22 protein-coding genes are annotated in these 17,461 nt (G+C 53.2%); 19 read left to right on the plus strand and 3 right to left on the minus strand.

Annotated elements, in window-relative coordinates; genetic code table 11:
• The first annotated feature begins 7 nt into the window (after nt 1–7).
• Nucleotides 8–1,420 (plus strand): LysM peptidoglycan-binding domain-containing protein, encoded by a 1,413-nt coding sequence (locus tag B9L21_RS03875; RefSeq protein ID WP_063165298.1) that lies wholly within the window; start codon nt 8–10, stop codon nt 1,418–1,420.
• Between the two features lie 256 nt (nt 1,421–1,676).
• On the opposite strand, the gene B9L21_RS03880 is transcribed toward B9L21_RS03875, so the two are convergent.
• Nucleotides 1,677–2,909: a dicarboxylate/amino acid:cation symporter gene (locus tag B9L21_RS03880; RefSeq protein WP_063165299.1), complete on the minus strand. Its 1,233-nt coding sequence runs from the start codon at nt 2,907–2,909 to the stop codon at nt 1,677–1,679.
• A 411-nt stretch (nt 2,910–3,320) separates the two neighbouring features.
• Between B9L21_RS03880 and mntR the strand changes: the two genes are divergently transcribed.
• Nucleotides 3,321–3,746 (plus strand): transcriptional regulator MntR, encoded by a 426-nt coding sequence (gene mntR / locus B9L21_RS03885; RefSeq protein ID WP_063165300.1) that lies wholly within the window; start codon nt 3,321–3,323, stop codon nt 3,744–3,746.
• An 87-nt stretch (nt 3,747–3,833) separates the two neighbouring features.
• Nucleotides 3,834–4,718: a patatin-like phospholipase family protein gene (locus B9L21_RS03890; protein ID WP_063165301.1), complete on the plus strand. Its 885-nt coding sequence runs from the start codon at nt 3,834–3,836 to the stop codon at nt 4,716–4,718.
• Between the two features lie 108 nt (nt 4,719–4,826).
• On the opposite strand, the gene B9L21_RS03895 is transcribed toward B9L21_RS03890, so the two are convergent.
• Together B9L21_RS03895 and B9L21_RS03900 are read right to left on the minus strand one after the other, a co-directional pair.
• The gene (locus tag B9L21_RS03895) at nt 4,827–5,183 is read right to left on the minus strand and encodes an SA1362 family protein (protein WP_063165302.1); all 357 of its coding nucleotides are present in this window, start codon (nt 5,181–5,183) and stop codon (nt 4,827–4,829) included.
• 22 nt (nt 5,184–5,205) lie between these two features.
• Nucleotides 5,206–6,129 carry a DUF1385 domain-containing protein gene (locus B9L21_RS03900; protein ID WP_172796437.1) on the minus strand — a complete coding sequence of 308 codons (924 nt, stop codon included), beginning with the start codon at nt 6,127–6,129 and terminating at the stop codon, nt 5,206–5,208.
• Between the two features lie 195 nt (nt 6,130–6,324).
• Here B9L21_RS03900 and B9L21_RS03905 point away from each other — a divergent pair, with 195 nt between their 5' ends.
• The 16 genes from B9L21_RS03905 (at nt 6,325) to nusB (ending at nt 17,399) form a co-directional block, all read left to right on the plus strand.
• Nucleotides 6,325–6,855, plus strand: coding sequence for a YqhR family membrane protein (locus tag B9L21_RS03905; protein WP_089134979.1), 531 nt, complete (start codon nt 6,325–6,327; stop codon nt 6,853–6,855).
• Nucleotides 6,856–7,102: 247 nt separating this feature from the next.
• Nucleotides 7,103–8,164, plus strand: coding sequence for a M24 family metallopeptidase (locus tag B9L21_RS03910; protein ID WP_063165305.1), 1,062 nt, complete (start codon nt 7,103–7,105; stop codon nt 8,162–8,164).
• 27 nt (nt 8,165–8,191) lie between these two features.
• Nucleotides 8,192–8,749: an elongation factor P gene (gene efp / locus B9L21_RS03915; RefSeq protein ID WP_011231892.1), complete on the plus strand. Its 558-nt coding sequence runs from the start codon at nt 8,192–8,194 to the stop codon at nt 8,747–8,749.
• Nucleotides 8,750–8,927: 178 nt separating this feature from the next.
• On the plus strand, nt 8,928–9,209 hold the full coding sequence (locus B9L21_RS03920; protein ID WP_063165306.1) for a YqhV family protein: 282 nt from the start codon (nt 8,928–8,930) through the stop codon (nt 9,207–9,209).
• Nucleotides 9,210–9,270: 61 nt separating this feature from the next.
• Nucleotides 9,271–10,188 (plus strand): stage III sporulation protein AA, encoded by a 918-nt coding sequence (spoIIIAA, locus tag B9L21_RS03925; RefSeq protein WP_063165307.1) that lies wholly within the window; start codon nt 9,271–9,273, stop codon nt 10,186–10,188.
• On the plus strand, nt 10,185–10,697 hold the full coding sequence (gene spoIIIAB, locus B9L21_RS03930; protein ID WP_063165308.1) for a stage III sporulation protein SpoIIIAB: 513 nt from the start codon (nt 10,185–10,187) through the stop codon (nt 10,695–10,697). The genes spoIIIAA and spoIIIAB overlap by 4 nt, the downstream gene beginning before the upstream one ends.
• Before the next feature lie 16 nt (nt 10,698–10,713).
• Nucleotides 10,714–10,920, plus strand: coding sequence for a stage III sporulation protein AC (gene spoIIIAC, locus B9L21_RS03935; RefSeq protein WP_020960538.1), 207 nt, complete (start codon nt 10,714–10,716; stop codon nt 10,918–10,920).
• A gap of 21 nt (nt 10,921–10,941) precedes the next feature.
• Nucleotides 10,942–11,328 carry a stage III sporulation protein AD gene (gene spoIIIAD / locus B9L21_RS03940; protein WP_063165309.1) on the plus strand — a complete coding sequence of 129 codons (387 nt, stop codon included), beginning with the start codon at nt 10,942–10,944 and terminating at the stop codon, nt 11,326–11,328.
• Between the two features lie 12 nt (nt 11,329–11,340).
• The gene (spoIIIAE, locus tag B9L21_RS03945) at nt 11,341–12,504 is read left to right on the plus strand and encodes a stage III sporulation protein AE (RefSeq protein ID WP_063165310.1); all 1,164 of its coding nucleotides are present in this window, start codon (nt 11,341–11,343) and stop codon (nt 12,502–12,504) included.
• Nucleotides 12,505–12,515: 11 nt separating this feature from the next.
• Nucleotides 12,516–13,127, plus strand: a complete 612-nt coding sequence (gene spoIIIAF / locus B9L21_RS03950; RefSeq protein ID WP_063165311.1) for a stage III sporulation protein AF — start codon at nt 12,516–12,518, stop codon at nt 13,125–13,127.
• A 5-nt stretch (nt 13,128–13,132) separates the two neighbouring features.
• Nucleotides 13,133–13,771 carry a stage III sporulation protein AG gene (spoIIIAG, locus tag B9L21_RS03955; protein ID WP_063165312.1) on the plus strand — a complete coding sequence of 213 codons (639 nt, stop codon included), beginning with the start codon at nt 13,133–13,135 and terminating at the stop codon, nt 13,769–13,771.
• A gap of 23 nt (nt 13,772–13,794) precedes the next feature.
• Nucleotides 13,795–14,355 carry a SpoIIIAH-like family protein gene (locus B9L21_RS03960; RefSeq protein WP_063165313.1) on the plus strand — a complete coding sequence of 187 codons (561 nt, stop codon included), beginning with the start codon at nt 13,795–13,797 and terminating at the stop codon, nt 14,353–14,355.
• A 146-nt stretch (nt 14,356–14,501) separates the two neighbouring features.
• A complete protein-coding gene (gene accB, locus B9L21_RS03965) occupies nt 14,502–15,020 on the plus strand; it encodes an acetyl-CoA carboxylase biotin carboxyl carrier protein (protein WP_063165314.1) in 519 nt (172 codons plus the stop codon).
• 15 nt (nt 15,021–15,035) lie between these two features.
• On the plus strand, nt 15,036–16,391 hold the full coding sequence (accC, locus tag B9L21_RS03970) for an acetyl-CoA carboxylase biotin carboxylase subunit (protein ID WP_063165315.1): 1,356 nt from the start codon (nt 15,036–15,038) through the stop codon (nt 16,389–16,391).
• 10 nt (nt 16,392–16,401) lie between these two features.
• Nucleotides 16,402–16,806, plus strand: a complete 405-nt coding sequence (locus B9L21_RS03975) for an Asp23/Gls24 family envelope stress response protein (RefSeq protein WP_063165316.1) — start codon at nt 16,402–16,404, stop codon at nt 16,804–16,806.
• Nucleotides 16,807–17,006: 200 nt separating this feature from the next.
• Nucleotides 17,007–17,399, plus strand: coding sequence for a transcription antitermination factor NusB (gene nusB, locus B9L21_RS03980; RefSeq protein ID WP_063165318.1), 393 nt, complete (start codon nt 17,007–17,009; stop codon nt 17,397–17,399).
• The last annotated feature ends 62 nt before the right edge of the window (nt 17,400–17,461 follow it).

Here is a 17,461-nt window from a genome sequence, read left to right on the forward strand (position 1 = left end):
AGTCGTGATGATTATTCATGTCGTCCAGCGCGGGGAAGCGCTTTGGCAGCTGGCCCGCCGCTACGGCGTCCCGCTCGAGCGGCTGATTGCCGCCAATGAGCTAGACGACCCAAACCGGCTCGCCATCGGGCAGGCGGTGGTCATTCCGGTGCCGTATCGCTATCATACCGTCCGTGCAGGGGAAACGTTATGGCAGATCGCCCGCGCGTATGGAGTGACGGTCGAAGCCATCGTGCAGGCGAACCGGATCGCCAACCCGGCGCTCATTTATCCCGGCGCGCTGTTGTTGATTCCGGCTCGCATTCATACGGTGCGCACCGGGGAAACGTTAGGGCAAATTGCTGCCGCTTATCAAGTCAGCGTCCAGCAAATCATCGAGTTCAATCCCATCGCTGATCCGAATGTCATCACTCCCGGACAGCGGCTCGTCATTCCGCCGGCCAAACCGCTCATCGAGGTGAACGCCTTCACGATCGACCAAGGGGAGAAAGGGGCGGAGCAAGTGCGCGAAGTCGGCCGCCATTTGACGTACGCCGCCCCGTTCGCCTATACGATCCGCGCTGATGGCGGACTGAATCCCATCAATGATGTGGCGATCATTCAGGCCGCTTTTGCCGCCCGTGTCGTGCCGATGATGACGATCACCAACTTTACGTATCAGGATCCGGGTTCAAGATTGGCGCAGACGATCTTGGCTGATGCCACGCTGCAAACACGATTGCTTGAGAACATCATTCAAGTGATGCGGGCGAAAGGATACCGGGCGCTGAATGTCGATTTTGAAAATGTCTACCCGTCCGACCGCGAGCGGTACAATGCGTTTTTGCGGCGGGCGGCGGCTCGGCTTCACGCGGAAGGATATTGGTTATCGACATCGCTCGCTCCCAAAATCAGCGCGGAACAAAAAGGATTGCTGTATGAAGCGCACGACTATCCAGCCCATGGGCGCATCGCCGATTTCGTCGTGCTTATGACGTACGAGTGGGGCTATCGGTTTGGGCCGCCGCAAGCCATTTCGCCGGTGAACCAAATTCGGCGCGTGCTTGATTATGCCGTGACCGTGATTCCGCGGGAGAAAATCATGATGGGATTTCAAATTTATGCCCGCGACTGGGTGCTGCCGCACGTGCCAGGGCAAGAGGCGGAAACGTTCAGCCCGAAAGAAGCCGTGGCGCGCGCCATTCGTTACGGAGCGTCGATCCAATACGATGCGGCGGCCGCCTCGCCGTTTTACCGCTACACGGACGAACAAGGCCGCCAACACGAAGTATGGTTTGAAGACGCCCGCAGCGCGTTGGCGAAATTTGACTTAGTGAAAGAATACGGATTGCGCGGGATCAGCTACTGGGTGCTCGGGTATCCGTATCCGGAAAACTGGGTGCTGTTGGAAGACAATTTCCGCACTCGGAAACGGGGATAAGCTGGACGGCTAGAGCGTATGCGCCGGTTATTGGGCATGCGCTTTTCTTTTGTATTTTGAAGTTTGAGCGGTTTTTCAGTGGGGAAATGGCGAGTCTTATTCGCATATATTTTTACCTGCTATATTTTTACCTGCGTATTCGATGACTACGTTTGCATCGTGTAAAACATGCGGTGATCGCTGGCTAGTGAAATAACGTCGCGGCTCTTCCCTATGGGCTTCACAGTGCAAACGAGGGAAGAAAAAAGCGTCCTAATTAGGACGCTTTTGTACCCACTCCTGCGTACTTCTTCTCTGTTTCGGCAACGATTACGGCGCAAGCGGCGTCACCGGTAATATTGACAGCAGTGCGAGCCATATCCAAAAGCCGGTCGATGCCGATGATCAATGCGATTCCTTCGACAGGAAGGTTGACGGAATTCAACACCATCGCCAACATCACTAATCCGACACCAGGTACACCGGCCGTTCCAATGCTCGCCAATACAGCCGTTAATACAACTGTTGCCAATTGCGAGATCGTGAGGTCGATACCGTAAGCTTGAGCGATAAATATAGTGGCGACCCCTTGCATAATGGCCGTGCCATCCATATTGATGGTTGCTCCTAATGGCTGCACGAAACTGCTAATATGTTTTGGCACCCCAAGTTTCGTTTGAGCGACATTCATCGAAATCGGCAGCGTTGCGTTGCTGCTTGATGTACTGAACGCCACGCCCATCGCTGGAGCGAACTGTTTAAAAAAGGAGAATGGATTGCGTTTAGCAAACAGGTAGAGCGATGAGCCGTATGTGAACAGCATGTGGATGATCAAACTGAAAAGAACGACGGACATGTACATTCCCATCGAGCGGATGGCGTCCGTTCCTTGGCTGCCGACGGCGGAGGCGATTAAGCCGAATGCACCGTACGGGGCAAACCGCATAATGACAGTGACCAAATACATCATCACTTCATTGCCTTGCTCGATGAGTTTGAACAAGCCAGCTGTTTTTTCTCGCAACATGGAAAGCGCAAACCCAACAAATATGGAAAAAGTGATAATTTGCAGCATGTTTCCTTCTGCAAATGCCTGAACGGGGTTTTTTGGAATAATGTTTAATAAAGTTTCTGACACAGGTGGTGCCTCTTTTGGTTCAAATTGAGCCTGACTGGTGTTAAAGTCGCCGACGCTCCCAGGTTTGGTTACTAACGCCAATGAAATGCCAATGGCAATGGCGATGGCTGTAGTGATGAGGAAATACGAAATGGTTTTTATTCCAATTCGCCCGAGTTTTTTTGGGTCTCCTAATCCGGCTGTCCCTAATACGATGGAAAAAAAGACAATGGGCACGACGATCATATTAATTAAATTTAAAAAGAGTTTCCCAAGCGGTGTAAAAACATAGGCGTTTACTGTATCGAATGGTTGAGGGAAGAAAAGGTTGAATATTAGTCCAACGATGGATCCAAGTATCAGTGCAATAATGATTTTTAACGATAGCTTCATACAATCCCTCCAATGTTTTTAACAAAATGTAATGTTATTGTATCTTACATTTCGTACCTTAACAAGGTAGAATTTTTTATTTAGATTAGAATCATGTTTAGCAAGCAGTTGATCCAGGTGCAACCGAAAAATGATGTCAACTGAAAGAAGCGTGCGATTTTCCTCCATCTTTGAACCATACTAACATCAAAATATGGACAGCTTGGAGGGAAACGAGTGAAACCGTTTGTGCCCAAACTTGTGTATTTCGAGCCGGAGGCGCTGTCGTACCCGCTCAAGTACAGTATTTTACGTAAAGTCCTCTTCATGGTATAATGGGATTGATTGCTATTTTTTGACCTGCCGGGAACGCTAGCGGTGTGTATGGGCTGGGGAAGGATGGCAGGCGAATGTGGCAGGAGGGGACATGCGTTGCCGACACCAAGCATGGAAGACTATATCGAACAAATTTATTTATTGATCGAAGAGAAGGGCTATGCCCGCGTCTCTGACATCGCTGAGGCGCTATCCGTTCATCCCTCCTCAGTGACGAAAATGGTGCAAAAGCTCGATAAGGATGAATATTTAGTGTATGAAAAATACCGCGGCCTCGTCCTGACGCCGAAAGGGAAGAAAATCGGCCAGCGGCTCGTTTACCGTCATGAGCTGCTTGAGCAGTTTCTCCGCTTGATCGGCGTCCACGAAGAAAACATTTACCGCGACGTGGAAGGGATTGAACATCATTTGAGCTGGAACGCCATTGACCGGATCGGCGATTTAGTGCAATATTTTCAAGAGGACGAACGCCGGGTGGAAGCGCTCCGCAATGTCCAAAAGCGCAATGAGCAAGGAGAGTAAGCCGCTGCTTGCTCTTTTTTGTTTTCCGTACTAAACGCCTCTCGTTCTTCTTACATATGTATAAACGGCGAGAAAGGAGAGGCAGCGGTGGACATTGACATCGTCTTTTCCGGCGGTGGGGTGAAAGGATTTGCCTTGCTTGGCGCGTACGAAGCCATTGAGGAAAAAGGGCTGCGCTGGAAGCGGCTTGCTGGGACGAGTGCGGGGTCGCTGCTGGCGGCGCTGCTCGCGGCAGGCTACAGCGCCCGCGAGGTTATGCACTTGCTTGAGGAGTTGGAATTTGAGCGGTTGTTGGATGAACGGGCGTCATGGATTCCTTTCCCGGTCTGGAAGTGGGTGCGCCTCTACTGGCACCTTGGCCTCTATCAAGGAAAAGCGCTTGAACGGTGGCTTGAGTCGGTGCTTGCTGCCCGCGGGGTGCGGACGTTTCAAGATGTGCCGGCCGGCAGTTTGTATATCGTCGCTTCCGACGTCACAAACGGGCGCATCGTCGTGCTGCCGGACGATTTGAACGCGTACGGCATTGACCCGAGCTCATTTTCGGTCGCCAAGGCGGTGCGGATGAGCGTTAGCATCCCGTACTTTTTCGAACCGGTTCGCCTCCGCGGGCAAAACGGCACGTCTCTCATCGTCGACGGGGGGGTGCTCAGCAACTTTCCGCTTTTTCTCTTTGATGAGGAAAAGAAAACGAAAAAGCGGCCGGTGCTCGGGATCCAGCTGAGCGCCAAGCCGGGCGAGCGGCCGAAACGAAAAATCACCAATGCGTTAGATTTGTATGAGGCGCTGTTTGCGGCGATGAAAGAGGCGCATGATGCCCGCTACATTTCGCGCCGCCATGAAAAAAACATTGTCTTTTTACCGGTGGAAAACGTGATGTCGACCGAGTTTTCCGTCGACCTCGAGGCGCGCCGGCGCCTCATCGATTACGGGCGCGAGCGGACGCGGCAGTTTTTGCGGCAATGGGCGTACTAGGCAGGGAGCGGCGAAGGCTGCAGCACTTGCGGTGCGAAAAAGCGAATAATGCGCGTCAAGGAGCGCCGCCTGCCTCACGCGGACGGCGGCAAACAAAAAAGAATCAAGCTAAAACGAAGCTCGATTCTTTTTTTTGCCTTTTTTTCCGTCAATCACGGTTAAATGCGGGGTCGCGGTCCGCTTTTTCAGCGGCCGTTTCAGTTTTGCCGGCTTTGGCTGCTTGCGCCCGGAGCGGGGATGGAGCTTTTTCGACTGCCGCACCGCTTTTAAGTACGACCACCGTTCTTTATCGGTGCGGCGTTGGTACACGAAACGGTAAAAGAGATAAATCGCGGCTACAAACAGCGCAACAAACAACAGCTGACGGAACAGCACCGTCGGATGGGCGAAAAGAGTATAGACAATGCCGAGCGTTCCAAGCAAGATCATGAGCCCGACGAGCGGGTGAATGGCCCTGCGCCGCAATGAATCCACCCCCTTGAATCAATTACTGCACTGCTTTTTTCGCTTCGGCTTCCGCTTCCAAATGAAGAAGCCGCTGAAATGAGGCGATGGCCACTTCCACTTGATCATCGTCCGGTTCTTTTGTCGTCAGCCGCTGCAGCCATAGCCCGGGGTAGCCGAGCCAGCGCAGCAGCGGAACATCCCTCAATTTATTTGTAAACTGCAATACTTCAAACGAAACGCCAAGCACGACCGGAATTAAAGCGAGCCGGTTAACCATCCGCAGCCAAAGCGGATCGGTCGGCACGAACAAATAAAGGAACAAGCCGACGATGACGGTAAATAAAATAAAGCTGCTGCCGCACCGATAGTGAAGGCGCGAGGCGCGCTGGACGTGCTCGACGGTCAGCGGCCAGCCTGCTTCATAAGCGTTGATCACTTTATGTTCCGCGCCGTGATATTGGAAAACGCGCTTCACAAGCGGCGTTAACGAAATAAAGTAAATATAGCCGAGCAATAGAGCCAGCTTAAAAACCCCTTCAAGCAAAATTTGCCCTATCCTCCCAGGAACGAGCGGTTTGAACGAGGCGGCGGCGAGCGCCGGGACGAGCGTAAAAATCGTTTTGGCGAACAAAAACGACAGCACACCGATGGCTGCGGCGCCGAGAATAAGCGTCAGTTTGGAGCTGCGCTCCTCATCCGCCTGCTCCTCCCCTGGAGCCACCTCATACCGTTCGCTCGCAAACTGTAAATGTTTTGCCCCGTTCGCGCTCGCTTCGATAATGGCGATGATGCCGCGGACAAACGGGATTTTCTTAAAGGCGGCCAGCGTCGGATTGGCGCGGCGCGGCAAGGAAAAGTATTCAATCGTTCCATCATTGCGGCGAACGGCGGTGACAGAGTGCGTTTTGCCGGCAAACATCACTCCTTCAACGACCGCCTGGCCGCCGTATAACGGTTTATCCATTGTTTTCATCAAGCAAACACCAACCTATTTTTATGTTTATTATTTTATTCTACAAGAAACGTTCGGAAACCTCTAGGTTGATGTTACTGTTATGATTTCCAAAAAATCCATTATTTACACGGAAGTAATCATTTTTTTCGCTTGATTCATGGGGTGGCCGGCTGTAGGTCATACTAACGGACAAGGAGGTGCAGCATGATGGCGGAACAAAAAGGAAAGCTCGAGCAGGAGAAAAGAGAGCGGCCCATGACGCTCTTGCAAAAAACGCTCATTATCGGGTTTGTCGGCGGGGTGTTTTGGAGCTTAATCGGCTATTTGGCGTACTTTTTCAACTTTAGCGAAATCAGTCCAAACATGGTTTTGATTCCTTGGGTGGCCGGCGACTGGAAATACGGAAAAACAGGCAACTATGTAGCCATCGCGTTGATCGGTGTCATTTCCATTGCGGCGGCGCTCCTTTACTACGCGTTGCTGCGGAACATTCGCGGCATGTGGGCGGGCATTTTATACGGTGCGGCGCTGTGGGCGGTTGTTTTCTATTTGTTCAATCCGTTGTTTCCGAATGTTCAGCCGGTCGCTGATTTAGAGCCGAATACAGTGATTACGACGCTTTGCCTATACATTTTATACGGCGTGTTCGCCGGCTATTCGATTTCCTTTGAGACGCAGGAAATGAACCGGCCATCCCAAAGCGCCGGGAAAGAGGCGGCGAAGGAAGGAAGCTGACGAAGCGTCCCTATGTTGTTTGAGCAAAGGGCGCGCCTCTCTGTCAAACCGACGTATAGCGAAACTTTCCTCTCTATGGTAAAATAAAGAAGGTTTTCACAAGGTTTGGTATTGCGTGATGGCTGGTGACAAGCGGCCGTATGAAACCGGCGCATCGTGCCGCCTTTGGCGCGGTCGCGGCCGAAAAGCCCCCTTCATGGCCAACCGACAGGCGGGGGCAAATTCCATGGGAAGAGGAGAATGAGGGATGGAAAAGCTGGAAAAACTTCGAACGCTTCTTGAGGAGCGGCATATTGATGGTCTTTTAGTGACAAACAGCTACAACCGCCGCTACATCACGGGGTTTACCGGCACGGCTGGCGTCGCGCTTGTCAGCCGCGAAGGGGCGGTGTTTATTACCGACTTCCGCTATGTCGAGCAAGCATCCAAACAAGTCGAGGGCTTTGAGATTGTGCAACATAGCGGGCCGATCGTTGAAGAAATCGCGAAACAAGTAAAGCGGCTTGGCATCGGCAAACTTGGATTTGAGCAGCAAGACGTCACGTACGCAGCATACAAAGCGTATGAGGAGGCGGTCAGCGCCGAGCTTGTGCCGACGTCGAACGTAGTGGAAACGTTGCGCTTGATTAAGTCGGAAGCAGAGATTAAGATATTAAAGGAAGCAGCAGAAATCGCCGATGCGGCATTTGCCCATATTTTGTCGTTCATCCGTCCGGGCGTCAAAGAAATCGAAGTGGCGAATGAGCTCGAGTTTTTTATGCGCAAGCAAGGAGCGTCTTCTTCTTCCTTTGATACGATCGTCGCGTCCGGCTACCGCTCGGCGCTGCCGCACGGGGTGGCGTCAGAGAAAACGATTGAGCGCGGTGAGCTTGTCACGCTTGATTTCGGGGCTTACTACAAAGGATATTGCTCCGATCTCACAAGGACGGTCGCCGTCGGCGACATCAGCGCCGAACTGAAAACGATGTATGATATCGTCCTTGAGGCGCAGCGGCGCGGCATGAGCGGTCTTAAGGCAGGCATGACCGGCAAAGAGGCGGATGCGTTAACGCGCGATTACATCCGTGAAAAAGGGTATGGCGATTATTTCGGCCATTCGACCGGCCATGGCATCGGCCTTGAGATTCACGAAGGGCCGGCGCTTTCGTTCCGTTCGGATGTCGTGCTTGAGCCAGGCATGGTCGTCACTGTCGAGCCGGGCATTTACATCCCGGGGCTTGGCGGGGTGCGCATTGAAGACGATGCGGTCATCACCGCTGACGGGAACGAGGCGCTCACTCATTCGCCAAAAGAACTAATCATTTTATAATGGATTGCGTGAGGAGGATTTCGGTCAATGATTTCAGTGAACGATTTTCGCACAGGGCTTACGATCGAGGTCGACGGCGAAATTTGGCGCGTCCTTGAGTTCCAGCATGTCAAGCCGGGCAAAGGGGCGGCGTTCGTCCGTTCGAAGCTGCGCAATTTGCGCACCGGCGCCATTCAAGAGCGGACGTTCCGCGCCGGTGAAAAAGTAAACCGGGCGCAAATTGATACGCGCAAAATGCAATATTTGTACGCCAACGGCGACCAGCACGTCTTTATGGATATGGAAACGTACGAACAAATCGAGCTGCCGGCGAAACAAATCGAGCATGAGTTGAAGTTTTTGAAAGAAAACATGGAAGTGTTTATCATGATGTATCAAGGCGAAACGATCGGCGTCGAGCTGCCGAACACCGTCGAATTGAAAGTCGTTGAAACAGAACCGGGCATCAAAGGCGACACAGCTTCCGGCGGTTCGAAACCGGCCAAGCTCGAAACCGGCCTTGTCGTTCAAGTGCCGTTTTTCGTCAATGAAGGCGACACGCTCATCATTAACACAGCTGATGGCACGTACGTTTCGCGGGCGTAAGCGGCTGAGAAGGGACAGCACCTCTCCGGAACTTTCCGGACGGGTGCTGTTTTTTATGCGTGAAATGGCTACCGCTTCGCTGTCCGTCCTCATTTTCACCGCCAAAAACTTCTTCTGAAACGGCTTGTTCCCGCATACGTTTGTACTAATCAATCCCATTTCAAAACAGGAGGGACACATGAAACATTGGCTGCGATCGATCGATCCATCCGTCTTGGCGATGGCCGGCATGCGGATGTTGTCGGCGCTCGTTGAACTCAGTGCGGCGCTGTTGATGCTGGCGTTCAACGACGTCAAAAAAGCGCTCGCCATTAACGCTGCGCTCGCTGTCGTCGGTCCGACCGTCATGATCGTGACGATGGCGATCGGACTGCTTTCGCTCGCGGACGAGCTTTCGTTTTCCCGGCTTGGGCTCGTCGTGCTTGGGGTGGCGATCATTTTGTTTGCCATTTACAAGTAAGGAATAAACGGCATATTCCGCCCATACATATGAACTAGTCCACAGGAAAAGGGGGAGGGCCATGGAAGCGGTATGGGGAATTTTGCCGAAAACGATCGCTGCAGCGGTGCAGCAGCTCCCTTCATGGCGTCACGGCATCGAAGAAATCCGCATCCGCGTTTCCCGTCCGCTTGAGGTGATCGCCAACGGAACGGCCCGCTTATTGCCGTATGAAGTGACGAAAGAAGATGGCGTACAGTTGCTGAATAAATTGAGCCGTTATTCGATTTATGCCGTCGAAGAGGAGCTCAAACGCGGGTTTATGACGATCGAAGGGGGACATCGCGTCGGGCTCGCCGGCAAGGTCGTCACGGAAGGCGGCAAGGTGAAGGCCATTCGCGATGTCGCCTCTTTTAATATCCGCATCGCCAAAGAGCAGGTCGGCATCGCCAATCCATTGATTCCGTACGTATATGAAGGGCGCTGGCGCCACACGATGATCATCGGTTCACCGCAAACCGGAAAAACGACGCTGCTGCGCGATGCAGCGCGCCTCATCAGCAGCGGAACAGAGCGCATCCCGGCGCAAAAGGTGGCGATCGTTGACGAGCGTTCGGAAATCGCCGGCTGTGTGAAAGGAATTCCGCAGTTTTCATTCGGTCCGCGCCTTGATGTGTTGGACGCGTGTCCGAAAGCGGAAGGGATGATGATGATGATCCGCTCGATGAGCCCGGATGTCATCATCGTCGATGAAATCGGGCGCGAAGAAGACAGCGAAGCGGTGCTCGAGGCGGCGAACGCCGGCGTCTCTGTATGGACGACCGTGCACGGCCGCAGCGTCAAAGACGTCTGGCAGCGGCCGACGCTCGGCCCGGTGATGGAACAAAAAGTATTTGAACGGTTTATTGAACTGACGAACATCCCTCGTCCCGGCGCGATCCGGCGCATTCTCGATGCCAGCGGGGCGGTGCTGTATGAACGGGCGGTGGTGAGCCGATGAAATGGCTCGGTGCCTTGTTGATTCTTGCCGCTTCGACATGGACGGGATTTGCCGCCGCCCGCATGTTGTATGAGCGGCCGCGCCAGCTCCGCCAGCTGAAAGCAGCGCTTAGGGCGCTCGAGGCGGAAGTGATGTACGGGCATACGCCGCTCGCTGAAGCGTCGGTGCATATCGCCCGGCAAACGGCTGCTCCGATGTGCGAGCTGTTTTTTCGGTTCGCCGAGGCGCTGCGCACCGAGGAGACGAGCGTGGTGGAGGCATGGGAAAAAAGCTTGCAAGCCCTATGGGGGAAAACGGCGCTAAAACAAGGAGAGTTGGAAGTGATGAAGCAATTTGGCGCCACGCTCGGCCAGTATGACCGGCTCACGCAGCAAAAACAAATCGCCTTGGCGCTCGCCCATCTGGAGCGGGAGGAAGCAGAAGCGCTCGACAACCAGGCGCGCTACGCCAAAATGGCGAAAAGTTTAGGCGTGTTGGCCGGGCTACTGCTCGTCATTTTACTCATGTAGACAGGAGGCAGGACGAATGGGCATCGATGTCGATATCATTTTAAAAATCGCCGGCGTCGGCATCGTCATCGCGTTTTTGCATACGGTGCTCGATCAGATGGGGCGGAAAGAATACGCCCAATGGGTGACACTGCTCGGCTTTATTTACATCTTGTTTATGGTCGCCTCGATTGTGAGCGATTTGTTTCAAAAAATTAAAGACGTCTTTTTGTTCCGCGGGTAGGGGGGATCGGCCATTGACATTTTGCAAATTGTCGGTCTCGGGTTGATTGCGACGTTTTTGGTGGTATTGCTGCAGGAGCAAAAATCGAACCTCGCTTTTTTATTGACCGTTTTTGTCGGTTGCACCATTTTTTTGCTGCTTGTCGACCAGATTAGTGAAATTTTGCTGATGCTGCGGGAAATGGCGGAAGGCGCCCATATCCAAATGGTGTACTTGGAAACGATGTTGAAAATTATCGGCATTGCCTACATTGCCGAGTTTGCCGCACAAATTTCCAAGGACGCCGGCCAAGGAGCGATCGCCGCCAAAATTGAGCTCGGCGGCAAAATCGTCATTTTGGCGCTTGCCGTTCCGATTTTGACCGCCATTATTGAAGCGGTCATTAGCCTGATTCCGGCAGCGCGATAAGGAGGGGACGAATTGAAGCGGACAGCGTTCCTCATTGCCGGGCTGCTGTTTCTCTTTTTTTGCCCGTTGGTCGTACAAGCCGCAAGTTACGAGCCGTCCGTCAGCGAGCAGCTCGCCCGGCTCGACGTGAGCGACATCCGCCGCTATTGGGAAACGATCGTCAACGAATACGGCGGCTTTTTGCCGGAAAGCGAAAAAGGACCGATCACCGATTTTTTAAGCGGCGATAAGCAATGGTCACCGGTCGAATGGCTGAAGGCGCTCGCCCGCTACTTGTTTTACGAACTGCAAGTAAACGGCAAGCTGCTCGGCACGCTCATTTTGCTTGCTGTGTTCAGCACCGTGCTGCAATCGTTGCAAAATGCGTTCGCCCAACAGGAAGTGAGCAAAATCGCCCACGCGGTCGTGTATATGGTGTTGTTGTTGATCGCCTTAAACAGCTTCCGCCTCGCAGCCAGCTATGCGCTTGAAGCGGTGCAGACGATGAGCCATTTCATCATCGCCCTCATCCCGCTGCTGCTCGCGCTGCTTGCTTCCTCCGGCGGGATCGTATCGGCGGCGTTTTTTCACCCGATCATTTTGTTTTTAATGAACACGACCGGCACGGTCATCGAATATGTCACATTGCCTCTTTTGTTGCTGGCGGCGCTGCTTTCCGTTGTCAGTACGCTCAGCGACCGGTACAAGGCGACCCAGCTCGCCGATTTGCTGAACAAAGTCGCGCTTGGTTTGCTCGGCATCATTTTAACGGTTTTTCTTGGCGTCATGTCAGTGCGCGGGACGACGGCGGCGGTGGCGGATGGCGTCGCTTTAAGAGCGGCGAAATTTGTCACCGGCAATTTCATCCCGGTCGTCGGCAAACTGTTTACCGATGCCGCCGATACGGTCGTCGCCGCCTCCATGTTGCTGAAAAACGCCGTTGGGCTAGTCGGGGTAGCGATTTTGTTAATGATTGCCCTCTTTCCAGCGGTGAAAATTTTCGCGATCGTCATCGTCTACAAACTATCGGCCGCCTTATTGCAGCCGCTTGGCGGCGGGCCGGTGCTTTCGTGCCTTAACATCATCAGCAAAAGCATCGCCTATGTGTTGGCGGCGCTGCTCATCGTATCGCTCATGTTTTTCCTCAGCCTAACGGTCATGGTCATGGCCGGGAACATTACGATGATGGTCCGCTAGGGGGAGACGGTATGCAGTTTGTCATTGAATGGGTTACGAACATCATTTTGTTTTTGCTGTTTGCCATTATCATCGACTTTTTGCTGCCGTCCGGGACGATGCAAAAATATGTCAAAATGGCCATCGGACTCATGCTGCTGCTTGTGATGCTCGGGCCGGTGCTCCGGCTCGCCTCGATTGACCCGGAACAGCTCGTCGCTTCGGCACTCGCCCGTTTTTCCGATGGCCAAACCGGCGATGAAGCGATAAAAAATCAAATCGAGCAGCAGAAAAAAGAAATACAAGCTTCGCAACGCGCATATATTTTAGAACAAATGGCTGTCCAGCTGGAAAACGACGCAAACGAGGAGTTGATGGGGAAGTATGGATTGAAGGCTGATGTCAATGTTTACGCCGATAACAAAGAAGGTTGGCGCATGCCGGATGACATCAAGACGATCGAAGTCGTACTTTCTAAACAACAGCCTGCCGGGGCGGTGGAGCCGGTCATCATCGATACGACGAAGCCGCCGGTTCCGCCTGAGGGCGATGCTTCGCTGGCCGAAGAGGTGCGCACCTTTCTCGCCGGCAAATGGGAAGTCGATGAAAATAAAATTGCCGTACAGTTTAAGGGGAGGGAATAGGGGGGATGCTCCAATTTATGAAACGGCTCTTTTCTTCGCCGTCAAAAGAAGGGGACGGGGAAGGAGCCCGAAAAAAAATGCCGTTTTCCTATGTTGTCGCACTGTTGTTGGCCGGCGTTGCGCTGATGGCGGTCAGCCACTTTACAAAAAGCGAGGAAGATGTTCCGGCAGCGCCTTCCGCCGGGCAGTCAGACGCTCCGTCCGAGCCGGCGTTTTTGTCAAGCAAAGAGACGAAAGAAAAAGTGATCGCCGCCTATGAGGAACGATACGAAAAAGAACTGAAAGCTGCGCTCGAAACGATCGAGGGGGTCGATGACGTCACTGTCGTCGTCAATCTCGATTCAACAGAGCTCAAATTGTTCGAGAAAAAGCGCTCCACCCAGCAACAAACAACAGAGGAGAGCGACAAGGAAGGCGGAAAACGGACGATTAAAAACGAGTCAACAAATGAAGAAGTGATCATTATTCGCAACGGCGACGAAGAAACGCCGCTTGTTGTCGCCACGAAAAAGCCGGACATCCGCGGCGTGCTTGTCGTCGCCAAAGGGGCAGACAATTTGCAAATTAAAAAATGGATTGTCGAGGCTGTGACGCGCGTGTTAAACGTCCCAAGCTATCGCGTCGCTGTCTTGCCGAAAAAATGACCGGGTAAGGGGAGGAGATCGGCATGTTGAAAAAACAAACCGTGTGGCTGTTGACGATGTTAAGTTTGGTGGTCGTGCTGTCGGTCTATTACGTGACGGCGCCGAAAGAAATGGGGGACAGCCCGGCGTTTACCACCAATGAGAAAACCGATAAAACAAAAGAACAGCCAAGCGTCGCCGTCGAAGAAGCGGGGGCGAAAGACAAGCCATCCACAGCCGGCGAAACAGGCGATGATTTGTTTATGGCGCTGCGCATGAAAATTGAAGATGAACGAAGCCGGCTGCGCGATGAGCTGAACGCTATTGTCGCCTCGGCGAATGCGACGGCGGAAGAGAAAAATGAGGCGTTGGATAAAATTGAACAGCTGCAAGCGCTGTCTGAAAAAGAAGCGACGTTGGAGACGCTCATTAAATCAAAAGGCGGCTATGAAGATGTGCTCGTGCGGGCCGATGACGACCAAGTGCGCGTGACGATTAGAGCGAAAGAAAGCTCGGCCAAATCGGCAAACGAAGTCATTCATATGGTGAAAAAAGAAATTCCGGACGCCGAATATGTGACCGTTGAGTTTCAGCCGGCCGGATGAACGCGCTGCTCTGTATGGGAGCAGCTTCTTTTTTGTATAAAAATCTTTTGTTTGTTCTGCGGTTGTGTGTATAATCGTTATGAGCACGTTTTATTACCGTCCGCTAAAAACGGGTTGCCTGACAATTGAAGAAAGGTGTGAGATCGATGAAAATTCAAGAAATCCGTGAATTGATTCGGTTGGTTGACCAATCCTCGATCGACGAATTTGTATACGAGCAAGGCGAAACGAAAGTACATATGAAAAAAGCTGCGGCGGCCGCTGTAGCCGCGCCGACGGTAGCCGTACAGGCGGCGCCTGCTGCACCGGCGGCTGCCGAACCGATGCCGGCGGCTCCTCCGGTCCAAACAGCCGCTCCGGAAGCGCCGGCGCCGGAAACGGAAAAACCGGCCGCTCCGGAAGTCAAGCAAGCGTCAGAAGGCAACTTGCACCAAATTACATCGCCGATGGTCGGCACGTTTTACGCCGCTCCGGCCCCGGACAAGCCGCCGTATGTGAAGCCGGGCGATCAAGTGAAAAAAGACACCGTCGTTTGCATTATTGAAGCGATGAAGCTGTTTAACGAAATCGAAGCGGAAGTCGATGGCGAAATTGTCGAGGTGCTCGTGCAAAACGGCCAGCTCGTCGAATACGGCCAGCCGCTATTTTTGGTCAAGCCTGAATAAGGGAGAGAACGGACAATGATCAAAAAAGTGTTAGTGGCAAACCGCGGGGAAATTGCCGTCCGCATTATCCGCGCTTGCCGCGAGCTCGGCATTGAGACGGTCGCCGTTTTTTCGCAAGCCGACCGCGACGCCTTGCACGTGCAGCTCGCGGATGAGGCGTACTGCATCGGGCCGACCGCTTCCAAAGACAGCTATTTAAATTTCACGAACATCATGAGCGTGGCCACGCTGACCGGCTGCGACGCCATCCATCCGGGCTACGGGTTTTTGGCCGAGAATGAGGCGTTTGCTGAGCTGTGCCGTGAATGCAATGTCACGTTTATCGGCCCGAGTCCGGAAGCGATTACAAAAATGGGCATTAAAGACATCGCCCGCGAGACGATGCGCGAAGCCGGCGTGCCGATCGTGCCCGGATCGCGCGGCATTATCGAAAGCCTCGATGAAGCGCGGGCCATCGCTGCAGAGATCGGCTACCCGGTCATCATTAAAGCGACGGCCGGCGGCGGCGGGAAAGGAATTCGCGTCGCCCGCAACGAGGAGGAGCTCGTCAAAGGCATCAACATCACCCAGCAGGAGGCGGCAACGGCGTTCGGCAATCCGGGCGTTTATATTGAAAAGTATATTGAAGATTTTCGCCATGTTGAAATTCAAGTGCTGGCCGATTCGTACGGCAATACGATCCATCTTGGCGAGCGCGACTGCTCGATTCAGCGCCGGCTGCAAAAACTTGTGGAAGAAGCGCCGTCGCCGGCGCTCGATGACGAGATGCGCCAAAAGATGGGCGAAGCAGCGGTCAAGGCGGCGAAAGCGGTCAACTATACCGGCGCTGGTACGGTTGAATTTATTTTCGACCATCGAAACAACGAGTTTTATTTCATGGAGATGAATACGCGCATTCAAGTTGAGCATCCAGTCACCGAGTTGATTACTGGCGTCGATTTAGTGAAAGAGCAAATCCGCATCGCGTCCGGCGAAAAGCTGTCGCTCACCCAAGAGGACGTCGCCTTTAACGGCTGGGCGATCGAATGCCGCATCAACGCAGAAAATCCGGCGAAAAACTTCATGCCATCGCCGGGGAAAATCGCCATGTACTTGCCGCCGGGCGGACCGGGTGTGCGCGTCGATTCGGCTGCCTACCCGGGCTACACGATTCCGCCGTATTACGACTCGATGATCGCCAAATTGATCGTCCACGCGCCGACGCGCGAAGAAGCGATCGCTCGCATGAGACGGGCGCTCGGCGAGTTTGTCATCGAAGGCATTCATACGACGATCCCGTTTCACATAAAATTAATGGAACATGAGAAATTTCAAAGCGGTGAGTTTAATACGAAGTTTTTGGAGTTATATGATATTATGAAGGCGGAATAGGAGGTGCCCTATGTCTGAGCATGTGTTTGACCCCGGCCAAGAGTATGCGGGCCTTGGCAAAGTCGAAATCGCGCCGGAGGTGATTGAAGTGATCGCCGGCATCGCGGCGAGCGAAGTCGACGGCATCGCGCAAATGCGCGGCAATTTCGCCGCCGGTGTCGCGGAACGGTTCGGCAAAAAGCATCATGGCAAAGGCGTCAAAGTCGACTTGCGCGACGACGGTGTCGCGATTGATCTTTACTGTCTCGTCCAATTCGGCGCGTCGATTCCGAACGTGGCGAAAAAAGTGCAAGAAAACGTGCGCCAAGCGCTTTGGAACATGACCGGCTTGGAAACGAGCGAAGTGAACGTCCACATCGTCGGCATCCAGTTTGAGACCGGAAAACCGGAGCAAGATGCGGTGGAGCAACGGTAACGCAACAAAAGGCAGCTGCTTTCGAAGCAGCCGCCTTTTGTTTTTTTCGCCAAAGTTTGTTATTGTAATGAACGAGGCCGTTGGCATGGCTAGCGGCAGCGAACCGGCATCGCTAATGATTTGTGGGAAAGGGCTGGCTTTTTCCGAAAAATATGATATGATTTCAGTATAAATGTTCGTGTTTAGGAAGGGGGAAGGTAATGAAGCGGCATGAAGCGCGAGAAAAGGCGTTGCAGGTGCTATTCCAAATCGATGTAGGTCACATTCCTCCTGATGAGGCGCTCGGCAATGTGGCAGGTAGCGGCGAAGTGGACCCGTTTTTGCGCCAGCTCGTATTCGGCGTCGTCGAGCACCAAGAGGAAATTGACGAGCTGTTGCGCGCAAATTTGGAAAAATGGACGCTCGAACGGGTCGCTAATGTTGACCGGGTCATTTTGCGCATGGCGACGTATGAAATGAAATATATCGATGAGGTGCCAGTGAGCGTCAGTATCGATGAGGCGGTTGAGCTGGCGAAAAAATTCGGCGATTGGAAATCCGGGAGCTTTGTCAACGGTGTGCTTTCAAAAGTGAAAGCGGCGTTGCAAAAATAACGCCGGCAAGCAGTGAAACGAAGCTTACGTTCACCTAGGCCCGGGCGAATTCGTATCGACCG

This window comes from Geobacillus uzenensis (genome assembly GCF_002217665.1).
Lineage (GTDB): Bacteria > Bacillota > Bacilli > Bacillales > Anoxybacillaceae > Geobacillus > Geobacillus subterraneus.